The 19,900-nt window shown below is 33.3% G+C and carries 19 protein-coding genes; 6 read left to right on the plus strand and 13 right to left on the minus strand.

What is annotated here, in order from left to right:
• Positions 1-10: 10 nt before the first annotated feature.
• The gene (locus ACGLWY_RS00285) at positions 11-877 is read right to left on the minus strand and encodes a PPK2 family polyphosphate kinase (RefSeq protein WP_396617692.1); all 867 of its coding nucleotides are present in this window, start codon (positions 875-877) and stop codon (positions 11-13) included.
• 123 nt (positions 878-1,000) lie between these two features.
• Between ACGLWY_RS00285 and ACGLWY_RS00290 the strand changes: the two genes are divergently transcribed.
• Positions 1,001-1,765, plus strand: coding sequence for a hypothetical protein (locus ACGLWY_RS00290; protein WP_396617693.1), 765 nt, complete (start codon positions 1,001-1,003; stop codon positions 1,763-1,765).
• Between the two features lie 294 nt (positions 1,766-2,059).
• On the opposite strand, the gene ACGLWY_RS00295 is transcribed toward ACGLWY_RS00290, so the two are convergent.
• The 6 genes from ACGLWY_RS00295 to ACGLWY_RS00320 form a co-directional block, all read right to left on the minus strand.
• Positions 2,060-3,223 carry a sigma-54-dependent transcriptional regulator gene (locus ACGLWY_RS00295; protein ID WP_396617694.1) on the minus strand — a complete coding sequence of 388 codons (1,164 nt, stop codon included), beginning with the start codon at positions 3,221-3,223 and terminating at the stop codon, positions 2,060-2,062.
• Positions 3,224-3,302: 79 nt separating this feature from the next.
• The gene (locus tag ACGLWY_RS00300) at positions 3,303-4,241 is read right to left on the minus strand and encodes a mechanosensitive ion channel family protein (protein ID WP_396617695.1); all 939 of its coding nucleotides are present in this window, start codon (positions 4,239-4,241) and stop codon (positions 3,303-3,305) included.
• 2 nt (positions 4,242-4,243) lie between these two features.
• Entirely contained in the window at positions 4,244-5,548 is a 1,305-nt protein-coding gene (locus ACGLWY_RS00305; protein WP_396617696.1) for an ABC transporter permease, read from the minus strand.
• A gap of 1 nt (position 5,549) precedes the next feature.
• On the minus strand, positions 5,550-6,479 hold the full coding sequence (locus tag ACGLWY_RS00310; RefSeq protein ID WP_396617697.1) for an ABC transporter ATP-binding protein: 930 nt from the start codon (positions 6,477-6,479) through the stop codon (positions 5,550-5,552).
• A 403-nt stretch (positions 6,480-6,882) separates the two neighbouring features.
• Positions 6,883-8,001, minus strand: a complete 1,119-nt coding sequence (gene dnaJ / locus ACGLWY_RS00315; RefSeq protein ID WP_396617698.1) for a molecular chaperone DnaJ — start codon at positions 7,999-8,001, stop codon at positions 6,883-6,885.
• A gap of 9 nt (positions 8,002-8,010) precedes the next feature.
• Positions 8,011-8,577 carry a nucleotide exchange factor GrpE gene (locus ACGLWY_RS00320; RefSeq protein WP_396617699.1) on the minus strand — a complete coding sequence of 189 codons (567 nt, stop codon included), beginning with the start codon at positions 8,575-8,577 and terminating at the stop codon, positions 8,011-8,013.
• 159 nt (positions 8,578-8,736) lie between these two features.
• Here ACGLWY_RS00320 and ACGLWY_RS00325 point away from each other — a divergent pair, with 159 nt between their 5' ends.
• Positions 8,737-9,972, plus strand: coding sequence for a hypothetical protein (locus tag ACGLWY_RS00325; RefSeq protein WP_396617700.1), 1,236 nt, complete (start codon positions 8,737-8,739; stop codon positions 9,970-9,972).
• A 219-nt stretch (positions 9,973-10,191) separates the two neighbouring features.
• Here the strand turns inward: ACGLWY_RS00325 and ACGLWY_RS00330 are convergent, their stop codons facing one another.
• The 3 genes from ACGLWY_RS00330 to ACGLWY_RS00340 all read right to left on the minus strand — a co-directional run bounded on the left by ACGLWY_RS00330 (position 10,192) and on the right by ACGLWY_RS00340 (position 12,687).
• The gene (locus ACGLWY_RS00330; RefSeq protein WP_396617701.1) at positions 10,192-11,097 is read right to left on the minus strand and encodes a TIGR01777 family oxidoreductase; all 906 of its coding nucleotides are present in this window, start codon (positions 11,095-11,097) and stop codon (positions 10,192-10,194) included.
• A gap of 361 nt (positions 11,098-11,458) precedes the next feature.
• Entirely contained in the window at positions 11,459-12,220 is a 762-nt protein-coding gene (gene mnmD / locus ACGLWY_RS00335) for a tRNA (5-methylaminomethyl-2-thiouridine)(34)-methyltransferase MnmD (protein WP_396617702.1), read from the minus strand.
• A 2-nt stretch (positions 12,221-12,222) separates the two neighbouring features.
• Positions 12,223-12,687 (minus strand): DUF4920 domain-containing protein, encoded by a 465-nt coding sequence (locus ACGLWY_RS00340; RefSeq protein ID WP_396617703.1) that lies wholly within the window; start codon positions 12,685-12,687, stop codon positions 12,223-12,225.
• Positions 12,688-12,869: 182 nt separating this feature from the next.
• On the opposite strand from ACGLWY_RS00340, the gene ACGLWY_RS00345 reads away from it, so the two are divergent.
• Entirely contained in the window at positions 12,870-13,937 is a 1,068-nt protein-coding gene (locus ACGLWY_RS00345) for a branched-chain amino acid aminotransferase (protein ID WP_396617704.1), read from the plus strand.
• Between the two features lie 241 nt (positions 13,938-14,178).
• On the opposite strand, the gene ACGLWY_RS00350 is transcribed toward ACGLWY_RS00345, so the two are convergent.
• On the minus strand, positions 14,179-14,565 hold the full coding sequence (locus ACGLWY_RS00350; protein WP_396617705.1) for a hypothetical protein: 387 nt from the start codon (positions 14,563-14,565) through the stop codon (positions 14,179-14,181).
• 82 nt (positions 14,566-14,647) lie between these two features.
• On the opposite strand from ACGLWY_RS00350, the gene ACGLWY_RS00355 reads away from it, so the two are divergent.
• Complete coding sequence (locus ACGLWY_RS00355) at positions 14,648-14,833, plus strand: hypothetical protein (protein ID WP_396617706.1); 186 nt, start codon at positions 14,648-14,650, stop codon at positions 14,831-14,833.
• A 479-nt stretch (positions 14,834-15,312) separates the two neighbouring features.
• Here ACGLWY_RS00355 and ACGLWY_RS00360 read toward each other — a convergent pair whose 3' ends face one another.
• Positions 15,313-17,349, minus strand: a complete 2,037-nt coding sequence (locus tag ACGLWY_RS00360; RefSeq protein ID WP_396617707.1) for a dihydrofolate reductase — start codon at positions 17,347-17,349, stop codon at positions 15,313-15,315.
• Between the two features lie 180 nt (positions 17,350-17,529).
• Between ACGLWY_RS00360 and ACGLWY_RS00365 the strand changes: the two genes are divergently transcribed.
• A complete protein-coding gene (locus ACGLWY_RS00365) occupies positions 17,530-18,570 on the plus strand; it encodes an SRPBCC family protein (RefSeq protein ID WP_396617708.1) in 1,041 nt (346 codons plus the stop codon).
• A gap of 77 nt (positions 18,571-18,647) precedes the next feature.
• On the plus strand, positions 18,648-19,025 hold the full coding sequence (crcB, locus tag ACGLWY_RS00370; protein ID WP_396617709.1) for a fluoride efflux transporter CrcB: 378 nt from the start codon (positions 18,648-18,650) through the stop codon (positions 19,023-19,025).
• Positions 19,026-19,152: 127 nt separating this feature from the next.
• Here crcB and ACGLWY_RS00375 read toward each other — a convergent pair whose 3' ends face one another.
• Positions 19,153-19,758 (minus strand): DUF1684 domain-containing protein, encoded by a 606-nt coding sequence (locus ACGLWY_RS00375; protein ID WP_396617710.1) that lies wholly within the window; start codon positions 19,756-19,758, stop codon positions 19,153-19,155.
• Between the last annotated feature and the right edge of the window lie 142 nt (positions 19,759-19,900).

The following is a 19,900-nucleotide window of genomic DNA, read 5'->3' on the forward strand; positions in this document are numbered from 1 at the left end:
TTTGTAGAATTTATTCTTTTTCTAATTCTTTTCTATATAAAGCCATATTTACTTTTATTTTATCATCCAATTCAGGCTCTTGTATATCGGTATATTTTTTTAAGGTGTCATATATAATTTTAGCCACCATATAGCGTGCGGAATCTTTATCATCTGCAGGAATGGTGTACCAAGGCGCATGCGGTTTTGATGTTCTGTTAATGGCATCTTCATAACAGGCTTGGTAGTTGTTCCACAGTTTGCGTTCTTTTAAATCATCTGGAGAAAATTTCCAGTTTTTCTCTTGTTTATCTAAGCGACGAAGTAACCTGTACTTTTGTTCGTCTTTTGAAAGGTTTAAAAAGAACTTAAAAATAATTGTACCATTGTTGGCTATGTGCTTTTCAAAATTATTTATTTGTTCAAAACGGGCATCCCAAAAAGCATCATCAATATCTTGTACCGTATTAACAGTGGGAATGTTTTCACCTAAAATATATTCAGGGTGTACTCTAGTTACCAGCACATTTTCGTAGTGCGTTCTATTAAAAACACCAAACTTTCCTCGTGCAGGAAGCGCTATATAATGCCTCCATAAATAATCATGATTTAGCTCTAATTCTGTAGGTACTTTAAAACTATGTACCACCACACCTCTTACATTAAACTCTTTAAACACCTCTCGTATTAAACTATCTTTACCTGAAGTATCCATACCTTGTAAACAAACCAATACGGCATATTTACTATGGGCATACATCGTATCCTGAAGTTTCCCTAACTCTTTTCTAAGGTCTTCTAATTGGTCATCTGCTTTATCAATTACTAGTTTTGTTGGGCTATTTTTTAAGGATATTTTTGAAGTTACCTTGAAATCTTCGGGTGAAAAATTTTTCATAAAATCGATGGCGTTTTAAATATTTTTATAAATATACTAAAAGAATAAATGCTTTAATAAATACATCTATTCGGTAAAATTTATTATTTTCGTCGAACCTACTTATTAATTCACCTAATTACCATGAAAAAAATTTACTTATTTTTCCTACTTTTTATTATTTATTCTGAGTTTCAAGGACAAAGTTCTGCGTGTACCGATGCTGATTCCAACCTCATTTATGCTTATTCAAACGTTAAAGATGCCTACGAATCCAATAATATCCAACATTTAAAATATTATGCAGACAAGTCTTTAAAATCTTTTGGAGATGCCAAAATTAACTTAAAAAAATGCGGGTGTGATACAGCATTCGAATTAGCTTTCAATGCCATGGAGCTTATTGAAAAAGTTGAAAAGGCAACTACTTATGAAGATGGTCGTTACTTTGTAAAAAAAGCTAAAGAAATTACTCAAAATTCGATTACTGAATTGAACAAATGCACGATTCCTAAGCATGTAGAATCCATTGCATCTACTACCGAAAAAGTTGGCAACGATTTGGATGCTTTGCAACAAGAAAAAGAGAAGCTAGAGCAACAAAGATTGGCACTTAAATTAAAAGAGGAAGAAATACTAAAAAAACTGGATGCTCAAAAAAACAAAGAACTTCAATTGCAAAAAGAAATGCTCATAAAAGAACATAAGGCAGCACTCAACCTAAATATTTCAACCTGTAATAAAGTTTTGAAAACTTATGGTAGCACTTCCGAATTACCCTCTTACGATAAAAATGATACCGATTTACTTTCTGAAAATATAGAAGCTATAAAAGCATACTATTTAAATATTACAAAAGATATAAATATGACTTATTTAGAAAAACTAAATCTTATCAAAATAAACTAAATAAACCACTCTCCTATGGACTTGAAGTCCATAGTTTTGTTTGCAGACTAATCTGTAAGGTTAGTTTGTTAAATTAATCCGTGAAATTTTACCGCAGATTCGCAAATTTTTAACATTTTAGGTAATCTGCGAATTTGCGGTAAAAATTTCAAGAACCTAAAAAGTCCTTTGAATTTAATTTGTCAGCTTGTTGAAACCGATATTGATTATCAATAAGTTAAAATATTTCGACAAGTTTAATATAAAACTAAACTTTTTAGCATCTTTTTTACCGTAGCTTTCTTTTTAGCTTTATTATTTCGATGCAAATAATTTCACATCGGTTTCACTTACTTCGGCACCGCCTAAAATAGTTAAACGCTCTACGACATTACGAAGTTCACGGATATTACCTGTCCAATCGTAATCTTGAAGTAACTTTACAGCTTTATCTGAAAACACTTTTTTGCTCGTACCTTGTTCTCCTGCAATTTTTTCTGCGAAATAATTCACCAACAATGGAATATCATCACGCCTATCATTTAATGGCGGTACTTGTATTAAAATGACAGCTAGTCGGTGGTATAAATCTTCACGAAATCTGCCTTCGGAAATTTCCTTTTTTAAATCTTTATTAGTAGCTGCAACCACTCGAACATTCACTTTTATATCCTTATCACTACCTACGCGTTGTATACGGCTTTCTTGTAACGCTCGTAATACTTTGGCTTGGGCAGACAAGCTCATATCTCCTATTTCATCTAAAAAAATAGTACCACCGTTTGCTGCTTCAAATTTTCCCGCTCTATCCTTTACAGCACTTGTAAAAGCGCCTTTTACATGACCAAACAATTCGCTTTCAATAAGTTCGCTTGGTATGGCGGCACAGTTCACCTCAATCATTGGTCCATTGGCACGTTCACTTTTTTGGTGCAACCAATGCGCTACCAACTCTTTCCCTGTTCCATTAGGCCCCGTAATAAGCACACGGGCATCGGTTTGGGCTACTTTTTCAATGATGTCTTTTATATGGGAAATCGCGGCACTTTCTCCAATCATTTCAAAATTTTTACTAACTTTCTTTTTAAGCAATTTATTTTCAACAACCAGTTCTTTTCTATCCAACGCATTTCTAACGGTGTTAAGTAACCTGTTTAAATCAGGTGGTTTTGATATATAATCAAACGCGCCTAAGCGCATGGTATTAACAGCAGTATCTAAATCGCCATGACCGGAAATCATCACAATAGGTATTTCTGGTTTTATTTTTTTTGTAGCTTCTAAAACCTCAACACCATCCACTTTTGGCATTTTGATATCACAAAGAATCAAATCGAAATCGTCATTTTTAATTTTCTCTAAACCTGCTAATCCATCTTCGGCTTCTTCAACTTGGTACGATTCGTTTTCTTCTGAAAGAATTTTAACAAGCACACGTCTTATGGCAGCTTCGTCTTCTATAATTAATATTTTTGGCATTTTTCTTTTTTAGATTTTAGATATTAGAATTTAGATAAGAGACATCTACGCATGTATATTTTTAATTTTTGTAACTATTTTAATCTTTACTTAAATTGGTATTAAATTCCGATTGGTCTAATCTCAGACTAACGCTTTGATCGGGTTTTTGAATGATATGAATATCACGTTGAGGAAATGGAATACTAACATTATTTTCTCTAAATAGTCTGTCTATTTCAAACCTCACGTCACTCCTTATGGCATTAGCATTAAAGCTATCACTTATGGTGAAAATAACTTTAAAATCTAGAGAACTATCACCAAAATTAGTAAACCGTACAGCAATATCATCTTTATATAAAACGTCTTTGTTTGTAGTTGCTGCTTCAATTAACAACTTCTTTACCAATTGCACATCGCTGCCATAAGCAACCCCAACTTCTACATGCTCTCTAGTATCGGAGCCATTCTGTGTCCAATTATAAAGACTATTTTCTAGATACAAATGGTTAGGGATTATCAATACTTTATTATCTATCGTTACGGCTCTTGTCGTTCTTAATTTTATCTCTTCAACCCGTCCTATTTTCCCTTCTATTTCAATAATATCACCTACATGCACTGTTTGGTCTACTAAAATGAATACTCCAGAAATAATATCTTGAAACAACGTTTGTAATGCTAAACCAATACCTATCATTAGTGCTGCAGATGCTGCAAAAATGGCCGTAACATCTACACCTACAGCATGCAAGGTCATAAGTAAAATAAGCAAATAAATCAGCCATCTAAAATATCCAAAAACCACATTAAATTTGCCTTTGTCGTCCTCTGGCAATTTTCGTGTTATTATTCTTAAAACAATTCTTAAAATAAAAGTTGTAATAAAAATAACAGTTATAATTATTAAAATATCTTTTACTGAAATACTGATACTTTCGCTAAAATCAAAATGCTTATTAAGGAATGTTTTTATTTCATTCCAAAACGAACTTTCGGTAACTACGGCTTCTATCTTTTTTAATTCCTGAGTCATTCTTAATATTTAATCCATTTTATCAACTCTTTATAAGTTGGCTTTTTACCGTACATTAAAATACCAACTCGGTAAATTTTTGCAGCAAACCAAACTGTAAACATAAAGGTAGCAATTAATATCAAAAGCGACACCAACTGCTGCCATAAAGGCACTCCAAACGGAATACGCATAAGCATAACGACCGGTGATGTGAATGGTATAAACGAAAACACAACCGAAACTGTTCCATGAGGATCTTCTACAACCGTAAAAATGCCAATATAAACCGCTAAAATTAACGGCATAATTATGGGCAACATAAACTGTTGGGTATCGGTTTCATTATCAACCGCAGCACCAATAGCGGCATATAACGAGCTATATAATAAATAGCCACTTATAAAGAAGAGTATAAACGCTATTATTAAATTAGTTAAAGGGAGGTTATAAAACGCATTTATGACATCTTGAACCTGCATATTTAATTCTGGATTTGCCATCGCTTGCTGCATCATGTCTTGCTGTGGTGTTTGTATGTTTACGCCAAACAGAAAGGATACAATACTTAACAATACCCCGCCAAGAACAAGCCATATAACAAATTGTGTAATCCCTGCTAACGAAGTACCTATAATCTTCCCTAACATGAGTTGTATTGGTTTTACTGATGAAATAATAACCTCAATGATTCTACTGGTTTTCTCTTCTATCACACTACGCATAATCATATTGCCATAAATAATGATGAACATAAACAATAAATATCCCGCTGCGCCACCAAAAGCGAGTTTCATCACACTGTCTATTTTAGATGTTTTTTCACCAGCAAAACTTTCTTGGCCAATGTTAACATATACTTTGGAAGCATTGATCATGGCCACATCTACACCATTTTCTTGAAGCTTTATATCGGTAAGTTTATGTTCTAATTTGCTTTCTAAATCTGAAATTAAAGAAAGTGGTGGTGATTCTTCTGAGTAAAACTTAATATGATTTGAAACATCGTCAAATGAGCTTGGCTTATCTATATGCAACAAACCGACCGATCCCGTTTCTGCAGCCAATTTTTTAGCATCTGTAAGCGACATGTTTTCTAAAACATGATAGGTTGTTCGTTCGGTATCCTCAAAGATGTTTTTAACATACCCCGATTCGTCCAAAACAGTAATAACACGAACTTTATCGTTATTTAACTGTGATAAATAAGTAACTACCGATATAAGTGCTATGATTATAAGCGGACTCAAAACTGTCATTACTATAAACGATTTGTTTTTAACTTTCGTTAAGTATTCACGCTTAATTATAAGTGGCAAATGGTTCATTTTATTTACTATTCTTTACGGTTTGAATAAAAATATCGTTTACACTTGGTATCAATTCCACAAAATGGGATACGTCGCCTTTTGATGTTAAAAAACTCAATAAATCATTTGGGGTATCACCTGTATTAAGTTTGATATTAAGTTTCAAATCATCTTCCAAGGTTTTAAAATTGGCTAAAGAGACATCAAATCTTTGTGATAATTCGGTTTTTAAAGTGTCATTATCAGTTGTGTTTACACCTACTTCAAACGTGTTTATTTTATATTGACGCTTAATATCAATCAATTTTCCGTCGAGTATTTTATTTGATTTGTGAATGAGCGCAATATCGTCGCACAATTCCTCAACCGATTCCATACGATGTGTAGAAAAAATAACTGTCGCACCGTCTTCACGCAAACGTAAAATTTCGTCCTTAATCAAATTCGCGTTAATAGGATCGAAACCCGAAAAAGGCTCATCAAAAATCAATAGTTTTGGCTGATGCAATACTGTTACAACAAACTGTATTTTTTGTGCCATCCCTTTTGATAGCTCCTGGATTTTCTTGTTCCACCAATCACCAATTTCCAAACGCTCGAACCAATATTTTAAGCGCTCTTTTGCTTCAGCTTTACTCAATCCTTTTAATTGCGCCAAATAAAGGGCTTGCTCTCCCACTTTCATGGTTTTATACAAACCTCGTTCTTCTGGCAAGTATCCAATATCTTTTATATGAGTTACGTTAAGCAATTCACCATCTAGATGTACCGCACCAGAATCTGGCATGGTAATTTGATTAATAATGCGTATTAAAGTTGTTTTTCCTGCACCGTTGGGTCCTAACAACCCAAAAATACTGCCTTTAGGTACTAAAATAGATACATTGTTAAGGGCTTTAAAGTCTCCAAAGTTTTTAGAAACCTGGTTAACTTCTAATAAGTTACTCATTCGTGATTTTAAATTGACTTGTAGTTTGTAAAGATATTAAATGTTAAAGCATTGAGCTTAATGCTTTAGCTATAATTTGTGATTTTTTTGAAATAGATATAACTAAAACCCTTCGACTCCGCGCCAGATGACAAGTACTTACAAAAACAAAACCCACCCTTAAAAAAGATTAAGGATGGGAAAAAAATTGCTATGAAAAAGAAAAATTATCACTAAAACAAATTAGTGATAACCAAATATATGTTTTTTTTTCTAAAAATCATGAAAACTATACCAGAACTTTAAAAAAGATAATCGATTGCTTGAATTATTTTTTTATCACTTATAGAACTCATTTAAACTTTTCACAATTGACTGAAAAATGGTCCCTTTGCATCAATAAAAAAGTTTAAACGAGTTCCTATTATGAAAACATATCTTTTACTTTTTCAAAAAAAGATTTATCGGTACTATCTGGTTTAGGCACAAAATGTTCATCATTCTGCATAGCTTCAAAAAACTCACGTTGCTGTTTGCTTAAGGTTTTTGGTGTCCAAACATTAACATGCACTAATAAATCACCTTTGCCATAACCATTAATGCTAGGGATTCCTTTTCCGCGTAAGCGTAAAATTTTACCAGATTGAACACCGGCTTCAACTTTTATACGCACTTTTCCTGTTACGGTATCGATCTCTTTTGAAGTTCCTAAAACAGCATCTGGATAACTTACATACAAATCGTAATGTAAATTATCACCTTCACGTTGTAGTTTTTCGTGTTCTTCTTCTTCTATAACCACTATTATATCTCCCGAAATACCATTTCCTGGTGCTTCGTTACCTTTTCCAGATACTTTAAGCTGCATCCCATCTACCACACCCGCAGGTATTTTGATAGACACGGTTTCTTCCGAAACTTTCAACCCTTGCGCATCGGCATCGGCAGGTTTTTTATCAATAATTTGACCAGCACCGCCACACACATTACATGGTGCCGATGTCTGCATTCTACCTAGAATAGTATTTGCAATACGGGTTACTTGTCCAGAACCATGGCAGGTAGAACAAGTTTTATATGTAGTTCCTGGTGCTTGAACTTTACGCTTTACTTTTATTTTTTTCTCTACACCATTAGCAATTTCTTCTAAAGTAAGCTTTACGCGAATACGCAAATTGCTTCCTTTAACACGACGTTGGCCACCGCCACCGCCAAAACCAGAAAAGCCGCCGCCAAAACCGCCACCGCCAAAAATATCTCCAAACTGGCTGAATATGTCATCCATATTCATGCCACCTCCACCAAAGCCTCCGCCATTTTCAAAGGCTTGGTGACCATATTGGTCGTAACGGGCTTTTTTATTTTCGTCACTTAAAACCTCGTAAGCTTCGGCTGCTTCTTTAAATTTAGCTTCAGCTTCTTTGTTGTCGGGGTTTTTATCGGGGTGATATTCAATGGCCTTTTTTCGGTAAGCTTTTTTTATTTCAGCAGCACTAGCACCTTTACTAATACCTAATATATCGTAATAATCTCTTTTTGCCATGGTTCTGTTTTATTGTCCTATTACTACTTTAGGGAAACGAATTACCTTGTCGCCCAGCTTATAGCCTTTTTCTACAACGTCTATAATTTTTCCTTTTAAATCGGCCGTTGGAGCTGGTATTTGCGTAATAGCCTCATGGTTGTCGGCATTAAATGCTTCACCTTTTTCTACAGCAATCACTTTAAGTCCTTTTTGTTCTAAAGTACTTACCAATTTATTATAGATCAATAACACACCTTTACGTAACGCTTCTGCTTCTTTATCATCGTCAATATGACTTAATGCGCGTTCAAAATCGTCTAAAATTGGCAATAAAGTTTTCATGACATCTTCACTGGCCGTCAAAAATAACTCGATACGCTCTTTCGAGGTACGTCTTTTATAATTTTCAAACTCGGCAAATAAGCGTAAAAACTTATCTTTCTCTTGCTTTAATTCGCTCTGAAGTTTCTCTTCTATCGTTTGTTCTTCAGCAACTTGCTCTTCAACAACTTGCTCTTCAACGTCAACCGCTTCACTTTGTACAGCATCAAGCTGCTCTTTTTCTATATCGTTTGATTTTTCCTTTTTACTCATTGCTGTATCTCAATTTTTATATAAATACCTAAATTGTTTGGCAAAAGTACTGCCATTATTCTAAAAATGTCATAATGTCATTAAAAATAATTTAACTAGGTCTTAAGCTTGTAAAAAAAATGTTTTAGATTCGCTTGGACTATATTTAAAAATATTTGAATGAAAGAAAAGGCACTAGTACTCTTAATTACACTTCTAACAATTAATTGCTACTCGCAAAACAAATTAAATGAAAATTATATTGAAGGCTATATTATTAATAACAATGGTGATAAAGTCAATTGTTTAATATTAGATGAGGATTGGAGAAAAAACCCAGAATCTATTACTTATAAAAATACCAACGATGCTCTCCCTGTAAAAGGCTTGATTACAAACATAGCTGAATTTGGATATCATAATATTGTATATAAAAGATTTTCAACAAAAATTGATGTTTCTAGCACTCAAACTAATAAACTAAGTAACAAAAAAGATCCTGATTTTATTGATAAAACATTATTTTTAAAATATCTAGTAAAAGGAAATGTCAATTTATTTGCTTATACAGACAATAATGCTAAACTTTTCTTCTTTAGCAAAGACAATTTAAATGCAGAACAGTTGATTTATAAAAAATATCTTGTATCTGCTACGAATGCTAAAGAAAATAATCGCTATAAACAACAGCTTAAAACAAATTTAAATTGCGATGATCTTCCTATTAACAATTTTGCGGAATTAAATTATAATGAAAATAGTTTATCATCAATTTTTGAAGCTTATAATAAGTGTGAAAACTTAGACTATGTCAATACAATTGTAAATGAACACAAAAAAATAAAGTTCAAACTATATATAAAACCAAGTGTTAATTTTTCTTCGTTTACAACTGATAATAGCAGGGATGAAATAGAAAAATTAGATTTTGGAAGTAATACAAACTTAGGGTGTAGCATAGAAACAGAATTTGTATTACCTTTTAATAATGAAAGATCCGCATTGATATTTGAACCTACATACCAAAGATTCAAATCTGATCTAGAGAATTATACATATATAAACGGTCCGCCGACCACTAAAACAACAAATGTATCTATTGATTATAAGGCGGTTGATTTACTTTTTGGATTAAAATATTATTTTCCAGTAAATGATATTTCAAAAATCCAGATAAATATTTTGTATAATTTTAATTCTGTAGACTTAGGATCTAATTTTGATTACGAAACACCAAGTCTTACCGACTTAGGACTAAAAGGAAAAAATTATTTTATTATCGGAGTAGGATATAAATATAATAGTAAAATAAGCTTAGAAGCCAAAATATCATCAAACCAACAAGTTATATCAAACAGCTATTATTCAACAAATTACAAAAAAATATCAATTGCTATAGGATATAATTTATTTTAATGCATCTGAATTTTTAAGCCAAAAGATGTCCCTTAAGAAAAACTATTTCTGTTAATCTGTCGATTATAAAACAATACTGGCAATTCTTGGCTATACATTATTTAAAAATTGTTCATTGTTAATGTTTCATAATTAAAACAATTTACTGATTACCAGTAATATGAACAACTTTTTTATTTTAAATCATAATGCACAACGGGTTAAAAGAATAAGCTTTTATCAAGTCAACAAATCCTCCAAAGCAGGTTGCAAATGGTGGTATTCAAAATAAAAACCTTTGTCTTCTATTTTTTTTGAGCTTACCCGTTGGCTATCAAATAGCAACGTGTGCATGTCACCTAGAATCAGTTTCATGAAAAACCTAGGAATGTTGGGCAAAAAAAGTGGTTTCCCTAACGTATTAGCGATGGTTTTGGTGAGTTCTTGGTTGGTTACGTGGCTTGGTGCAACGCCATTATAAACACCTTCTAATCGATATTTTAACACATATAAAAATAGCTGTGCCAAATCGGTAACATGTATCCACGATTGCCATTGTTCTCCTGTACCAAAAGCAGCTCCTAATCCAAATTTTATAGGCTTAGACATTTCCATAAGTGCGCCACCTTTATTTGATAACACTAAACCAATTCTAATTTTAGACACTAAAATATTTAAACTTGAAAAAGCATCGACTTCATGTTCCCAAACTTGTACCACATGACTTAAAAATGAATTATCAAAATCTTTAAAAGTTTCATCATAATAATTAATCAATGAATCTGGATATATTCCAATGGCACTTGCCGAAATTACTTGTTTTACAGTATGATTGATAGTTTTTAAACTATGAACTAACAGCTGTGTTGTTTCTTTCCTGCTTGAAATAATTTCTTTTTTATAAGCGGATGTCCAACGTTTTGATACGGTTGCTCCTGCTAAATGAATGATGGCATCAACATCCTTAAAACAATTCAAATTAATTTCTTGTTGTTTGGGGTTCCAATAAAAACCTTGTGTTTTCTCAGATTGATCTATTTTAGATTTACTAGTTGTTAAGTAATTTACCGCAATATCGTTAGCGTGGCAAAGTTTTACAATCTCTTGCCCAATAAGTCCTGTCGCTCCTGTAATTAAAACTCGCATTTTCGATTTTTTATTAAAGTTACGAAACGAAATGACTATTGACTATGGTTTTGTATTAGGTTTAACAAAAATGGTTGGTGGTTAATGGGTCTTGGGTTCTGGGGTTGAATTTGACCTTGGTCGTGAGACGCAAAGCGCAGAAAGTGAATCGGTCAGCTCTAATCAGGGAAGTTCAACCGTACACTGCTACTGTTTACTGCAACTGTTCACTGCGACTGTTCACTGCGACTGTTCACTGCAACCGTTCACTGCGACTGTTCACTGCGACTATTTTATGGCTCTGAGCATTTAACTCCAAAAACTATTTGAGTGGAGTCGTTGAATGCTTCGTTGCTCGAAGCATTTGACTTTCGCCGAATGCTCAGAGCCTTTTTGTGGCTCTGAGCATTTCACGTTTTCCGGGTGGACCGGGAAGTTTTTCAACTTTAAAACCTACGGCTTGCATGGCACGACGCACGCTTCCTTTAGCGGCATAGGTTACTAACACACCGTTTTCTTTTAAGGCATCATACATTTTTTTGAAAATGGTTTCTGTCCACAATTCAGGTTGTACACGCGCACCAAAGGCATCAAAATAAATAAGATTGTATAAACCTTTATCTTTTATTTCTGAAAAAAAGCGGTTTTGTTTCGTTAGGGAAAAATTATTTGAAAACAAATGCTTTTCTTCCCAAGACACCTCATGCATCATTTTAAAAAGTGACTCTTTATCTTCTGCTTCTAACTGAACGGGGTAATTTAGTTGTATCACTTCATCAGTTAAAATCGGATAGCCTTCAACACCTACATAATCAACCTCAATACCTATTTTTTCAGCTTCCAAAAGGGTTATGAAAGCGTTTAAACCTGTTCCGAAACCTATTTCTAATATAGATATTTTATTATGGACTTCTCGACCGCACTCATGGGGATCATCCCTTTTTAATTTCGAAACAATCCCGACTGTGTTCGAAGTGAATTCACTAGATATATTTTTTTCATTGTAAAAGTGTCGTAAGCCATGTTTTATAAACACATGGTAGGCCTCTTGTATAGCACCGTGTTTAGAATGGTACTGTTCGTCCCATTCTGGCAAATGAATGGTTGATGAACCATCGGCGGTAATTACTACTTCTCTTTCCACACTTATTGTTGTATTAAAACGCCATCGGCTTCAAAAGAAAATGTTCGTTTTGGTTGGGTTATACTTGCTATATCGTCAGCGGTTTTTCCTGCATCTTCGGCATAATGGCGTTGTTCTTCTACCGAAACTTCGTTAACAAAAGCGTTTCCATTTACAACAACTTCTTTTCCAGCAATGTCTTTTGGTACAAAAAATCCGTAATCTTTAAATTTCACCATCACTTCATTACCATTTTTTAAACTTAAAGTCATCCAACAGCCTTTTACTTGGCAAACATCAATCACTTTTGCTTTCATTTTAGCATGTATGCTATCTCCAGCCTGCATAGACTTATAACGCGATGCCATGACCGATAACTCCATAGTTTCTGCTACGGTGATTCTTTTACCAAACGACTGGTATGCATCTTTATTTTTACATGAATAAACCAAAAACAAACAAAAAATTGAGAATAATAAATACTTCATCTGATATTTATTGTTTTTTAATTGTAAGATGGGACACCCTAAACAATCATCCTAGTGTGCGTGAATACTATTTCCATGGGTGTTTTATATAATAAAATTTAACTTTTAAATGATTTGTTGTAAATATACCGCTTTTTTAAAAACGTTTTTACTTAAATTTGTAACATAAAATAACAAGATTTATGAACTCTATAATCAATGACATCGAGATTATAAAAGCCAAAACTACCAAACTGAATGAGGTAGATTTTGATAATTTGGCTTTTGGAAGTGTTTTTTCTGATCATATGCTTGAGTGTAATTTTAAAGATGGTAAGTGGCAGACACCAAAAGTGGTTCCCTACCAAGCCATTACTTTAGACCCTTCTGCTAAGATTTTCCACTATGGGCAATCGGTTTTTGAAGGTATGAAAGCATATAAAGACGCTCATGGAGATGTCTGGTTATTTCGTCCATTAGAAAATTTTAAACGATTAAATATTTCGTCTAAACGTTTAGCTATTCCAGAATTGCCAGAAAGCTATTTTATGGATGGCTTAAAAACTCTTTTAGAGGTTGACAAAGATTGGATTCCAACAAAAGAGGGAAGTTCTTTGTACATACGTCCGTTTATTTTTGCATCTGGAAACGGGTTTCATGCATCGCCTGCAAACGAATATAAATTTTTGATTTGTACCGCACCTTCTGGAGCTTATTTCTCTGGAAAAGTAAAGGTTTTAATTGAACAAACTTATTCTCGTTCTGCTAACGGAGGTGTTGGTTTTGCTAAAGCCGGTGGTAACTACGCAGGACAATTTTACCCAACGCAATTAGCCGTTGAAAAAGGCTACCAACAGGTTATTTGGACCGATGATACAACCCATGAATATATTGAAGAAGCGGGTGCTATGAACATATTTGTGCGTATAAACGATACCCTTATTACTGGCCCAACAAGTGATCGGATTTTAGATGGCATTACCAGAAAGAGTATTATTGAACTTGCTAAAGCTGAAGGAATCGCTGTTGAAGTAAGAAAACTATCGGTGCACGAAGTTATTGAAGCGGCTAAAAACGGCACTTTAAAAGAAATGTTTGGCGCAGGTACTGCAGCCGTTATTTCTCCAATATCTGGATTTGGTTATAAAAACGAGGATTTCGATTTACCAGAATTAGATGAAACCTATGCCAGTTATTTAAAGAAACGCATTACGGATATCCAAACCAATAAAGTTGAAGACCCGTTTGGATGGCGCTATAAAGTTGATTAACATTTAACTTAAAAATATAAATAAAAAAAGAGAAGCCAAGTGCTTCTCTTTTTTTTTATAATCCTAAAGGTTGGCTATTTGATTTCATTATTATCAGATAACACTTTTACAATTCACAGTAAACACAGTGATAATGGCTTTTTAAAAAGATTACCGATTGGCGATCTTGCTTTTTTTACTCTATTTTCTTTATTCTATTTGTCTATTGTCTTTTCTCTATTTTCTTTTAACAAAGCGGTCTTTATTTATCTATAATAGAAGCAATGTTAGGTTTGAAGTAATTAGGCCCCTTTAACACTTTGCCATCCTCTCTATAGATAGGCTGTCCATCTTCACCCAACTTACTCATGTTACTACGCTGTATTTCTTCAAAAACTTCTTCAATCTTATACTGCATACCATGTTCTATAATGGTACCGCATAAAATGTAAAGCATATCGCCCAAAGCGTCGGCAACTTCAACCAAATCGTTATTATTGGCAGCTTCTAAATACTCTTCGTTTTCTTCTTTCATTAAATTAAAACGCAATTTGTTTTTATCAGACCCTAAATCGGCTTTAGGAGTTTCTCTGTGCCCAATTTTAAACGCCGTATGGAATGCTTTTACTGCTTCAATCTTATTTTTCATAAATATATAAATATTAATTAAGTCATTCCTACGAAGATAGGAATCTCATCATTATTGATTAAATTTGCATAAAATTAGTCATATGTTTAGTAAAGGTCAAATCATTTTTGGGGTTTTATTTTTTATGGTGTTCGCCATTGTTATTGGATACACTTACCGAAAAGATTTAAAATTGCATAAACGCTTTTATGCTGGTAGTATTTGGATATTAATTGCCTTTATAAGTTTTATAGCATTGATTGCTGCTATTAAGTTTATTTTTAAGTGATTTTTTTTATAAAAAATCATATTCCGCACTAGGAAAAAACACTTTTATCATGTTTTATAATTAGTTTAATAATTTGACGCAACCTTTTTTAAAATCGTGCATCTAAAAAGTAACTAACATAACTAAAATCATGAATATTATTCTTATTATTAGTGTTCTTATAGTTGTAAATCTTATTCTTTTGGTATTTAGTGTCAATAAAAAAACAGAACCTTGATCAAGATTCTGTTTATATTTTATTAGCTATCCTAAAAAATTAGTCTTAGAACTCTTTTAAACTTTTCACAATTGGCTAAAAAATCGTCCTTTTTATCCATGCGCCTCCTGGCCCATTCACTAAAACAGTCCACTGGACTGTTTCTTAACGCTCTGTCCTGTCTTTTCTTCCTTCCGTAGCCCTGCTATGCAACTCATAAAAGCCTTCAACCGAGCACAAAATGACTGATTTTCGCTTCAATCAAAAAAGTTTAAAAGAGTTCTTAGTTTACCTCTGGTAAAAAATTATATTTTTTACTATAATCAAGCATTTGTTCTACAAATGTTTGCGGTTGCTTTACATCAACTTCAACTATTTCGCCTGCTTCGTTTGTTTTTGCAACCAATACAGGATTCACATAACCAGTGTATGGTGCGGACTTAAATTGCTTATTGCGGTCTAATACTTCTGCGTGAATTTTTTGATCTACTTTGACACCATAACCTTCTACTAAAGCTTCAGCAGCTTTAAAATCGCCTTCAGATTTTATACGTTGTGTTTCGCGTAATAACTCACCAAAAAGTTCACGAAGTTTCACATAGTCATTTATATTATAATAGGTTTTTCCGTTACGAATAATTTTCTCAATAACGTTGTCGTCTTTTCCTTTTTCAAAAACCCAAGCGGAAATCCATTGACGGTTTCTCATATGAGCTTCTTCAACATCATCACCTAAATTTAAACGGATTAATTGCATTAAAAGACCATTTCTAATATAATCGTTGTATGCTGCTTTACCAGTCTTCTCCCAGTCGTCTGTCAACCCTAATTCTTGAATTTTACTATCATATAAATAATAGAGAGCTACCAAATCAGCACGACCTTCTTCAAGGGTTGACGCATAATTCTTTAATGTTTCTTTAGTTTCACCAACACCTGGATTTAATTGCCCCGATGCATGCCCTACCACTTCGTGTAAAGCCGTATGCAATTTATTGGCTAATTTACTATAGGTTTCTTCTAACTCTAGTTCCTCTTCATCATTTACAAATTCTTTCAATCTATCTGAATTACCTGCATTATTGCTTGCATCTACAATGTTACCTAAAGACACCGATTTACTTCCAACCTCGGCACGAATCCAGTTGGCATTGGGTAAATTAACACCTATAGGTGTACTTGGTGATGCATCCCCTGCTTCACCAGCCACATTGACGGTTTTATAAGAGACGCCTACCACATTTTTCTTTTTATGGACCTCCATTAATGGCGAGTTATCTTCAAACCATTGGGCGTTTTCAGAAAGTACTTCCATTTTATTTGACATATCGAAATCCTTAATTTGCACAATAGTTTCATACGACCCTCTATAACCTAATGGGTCGTTATACACTTCAATAAAACTATTTATATAATCTATATTCCCATCAGTAGCCGCTGTCCACGCTACATTGTAATCGTCCCAAGTTTGTAAATCACCTGTTTTGTAATAAGAGATTAACAATCCTAAAGCATTAGCTTGTCCCTCGTTTTCTGAAACACCTTTGGCTAATTCTAGCCATTTAATTATTTCATCTATAGCAGAGCCATATAAACCTCCCGATTTATAAATGCGTTCTTTTAACACACCATTTTCTTTTACCAATTGCGAGTTTAAGCCAAAAGACAATGGCTTGCTTGGGTCTGGTGATTTTTTAGAAGCATAAAAGGTTTCAACATCTTTGTTTGTAACACCATCTCCATAAAAATTAACTGCCGAAAGTGCTACATTATCAACCCCTTTGGCTTGATTCACTTTTTTAGCATCCACATCATTAAAAATAATCTCAAACGCTTCATCTTCTAAAACCGTATGGGTTTCGGCAAGTAATTGTTTTAAATAGTCTGATGAAAACCCAGGCTTTATTTTATCTTTTGAATAGTGGTGATGAATGCCATTACTAAACCAAACACGCTTTAAATAAACCTCAAAAGCATTCCAATTTTCAGTGGTTTTATCACCTGTATAATTAGTATAAATGCTTTCTAGAGCCTTTCTAATTTTAAGATTGTGCTTATAGTTTTGGTCCCAAATAATATCGCGTCCAGACAAACCTGCCTGCGTTAAATAATACACCAATTTTTGTTCTTTCAAGGTTAAATTTTCCCAACCTGGAATTTGATAGCGTAACACTTTAATATCGGCAAACTGATCGACATTATAATTAAACGCAGTGTCTTTTACTTTTAGTTCTTCTTTATTTTCTTTGGATTTCTCATTTCCGCAAGAAAATACCAGTGCACCCATGAGCACAAAACCTAGAATTGATTTTAACTTCATTTGTTTGTATTTGTTATTTTTATAAAAAAAATTATAAATATTCCGTCTTTATTATTGATTACACTTATTTAAGTCTTTTTAATTATTGAATATTTATTTTTTAAAGTACAAATGTAATAATTTATTAACGAGAATTTTAAATTGTTTATCTTTGATTCTTATCTTTTCAAAAAAAGTAAAATGAAGGCTTTTAAGTACATCGCATTTTTATTATTGATAGCCATTATAGGTACCTCCATATACATTTCTGTGCAACCCAACACTTTTGAAGTTAGCAGAACACGGACCATAAAGGCACCTGCAGCTGTTATTTATAACAATGTCATTGATTTTAAAAACTGGAAAGATTGGTCATCTTGGGTGGAAGCAGACCCTGACATGAAAATTATACTACCCAAGCAAACCAAAGGTGTTGGAGGAAGCTATTCTTGGGAAGACAAAGATGGTATGGGAACTATGAAAACAATTGACGCTGTTGCTAACAAATATATTAAACAACAAATGCAAATGGCAGGGTTTCCTGTTTCTGAAATTATTTGGGATTTTGAACCAAATGCCAATGGTAACACTAATGTTACTTGGACAATTTCCGGCAAGGATTTACCTTTTGGCTTTAAGGCCTACACCGTTTTTACAGGCGGGATGGAAAAACAAATCGGCCCACATTACGAACGAAGCCTAGAAAAGCTAGATAGCATTATTGTTGCCGAAATGAAAAAGTACAGCATAACCGTAAATGGCATTACAAACCATAGTGGTGGCTATTATTTGTACAATACTGCCTCTTGCAAAATAAGCGAGTTAGAAAGCAAAATTCAAGAAATGCTTCCTAAAGTTAAAAACTATGCTTTAAAAAACCGCATACCTTTAGCTGGAGCACCATTTATAGATTATTTAAAATGGGACGATAACAACAACGCTGTTATATTTTCGTGTTGTATTCCTACTACAGAACAAGTTATAACTGCTGAAGGAGATGATATTCTTACTGGTAAATTTGATAGTTTTAAAGCTGTTAAAACAACACTGAAAGGAAATTACAGCCATTTAAGAGAAGCTTGGGAAACCGCCATGGCATATATTCAAAAAAACGGTTTTGAATTGTCCGAAAATGGCCCAATGATTGAAACTTATTTAACAGACCCTTTAAGTACACCAAACCCTGCCGACTTAATTACCGAAATTTACATTGCTATAAAAGATAAATATATTGAAGAATAGATGAATTATTTATACTTAAATAAAAACTTGAAACAAATGTACCATCAGTCCTATGAAAAAGAAATAATATTTATCTGGTGAAAAGTGTCTTACTTGTTTTTTTAGGCGGTGGTTTTGGTAGTGTATTACGTTACATTATTGGGAAATATTTAAATAATGCTGAAAATGGTATTCCTTACGGAACTTTTTTAGCGAATATTTTAGGAAGCTTACTTATTGGTGTCATTTTAGGTCTTGCAGCCAAAAGCAATACGCTTTCACAAAACCAAACCTTACTTCTTGCAACGGGCTTTTGTGGTGGGTTTACAACCTTTTCAACCTTTGCTTACGAAAACCATGTATTTTTAAAATCGGGTGATTTTGTAAGCTTTGCTATCTATACTATTGCCAGTTTTGTTATTGGTTTTTTAGCGGTTTTTTTAGGGATGTATTTGGTCAGATTTTTAGATTATTAGAAAAAAATTCTGAAACTTATTTACATGCCATTTTGGATGGAGAATTATAAATGCCATAGCCAACAAAGCATAAAAACGCACTATTTTAAGCTAAACTAAAAGACTGTCTAAAGGTTCTTGCATTTAATCAATGTTTCCCAAAGGCCTTTACCCCTGCTTCAATTCTGGTTTTTAAATAATTCTCACGTGGTACAATGGGACAAGAATACTTGTCGTTATAAGCACAATATGGATTATAAGCTTTATTAAAATCAATTTCCATGGTGTCTCCGTTTGGTATTCGGGCATCTATATAACGACCGCCACCATAACTTTCCAATCCGTTGGTTTCATCTAAAAAAGGCAGAAATAAATAATCTTCGTAACCTTCCTTTACAATTAATCCTAAATTTTGATAGATATTTAACTTGTAATGTTCTCCTTTTAATTCAAATGAAAGTTCACCATACTTTACATAAAAAGGGCGTCTTTCCGTAGAAGTTTTCATTTCAAAAGGTTTTTCATTTGGAAATCTTTCAAATTTAGCATTAACGACATAAGCGGCATCGAACTTAAAAAAATCCAAGCCTTCAAAGTGCTTTCTATCTTTATCTGTTAAAGGCGACGTGGTGGCGTCCTTATATTCGGCATTTAGTTCACGTTGAAACTCAGTTTCACCTTTAATCATTTTTTTTTCTTGGGCACAACTTGTAAAAAAAGTTATAAATGCCAATAGGGTTATTAGTGGCTTCATTCGAAATAATAATTTAAATTCAAAAGTACAACTTACAATTATTTTCTATATGTTTGTAACTCATAAAAAAATAAAATGCGTAACAACGTCACCATTTGTAAGATGCTATCAACTACTTCTCGTAAAAGAGGTCGGGCTTTTT

The sequence above is a fragment of the Mariniflexile sp. HMF6888 genome, from assembly GCF_044335535.1.
Lineage (GTDB): Bacteria > Bacteroidota > Bacteroidia > Flavobacteriales > Flavobacteriaceae > Mariniflexile.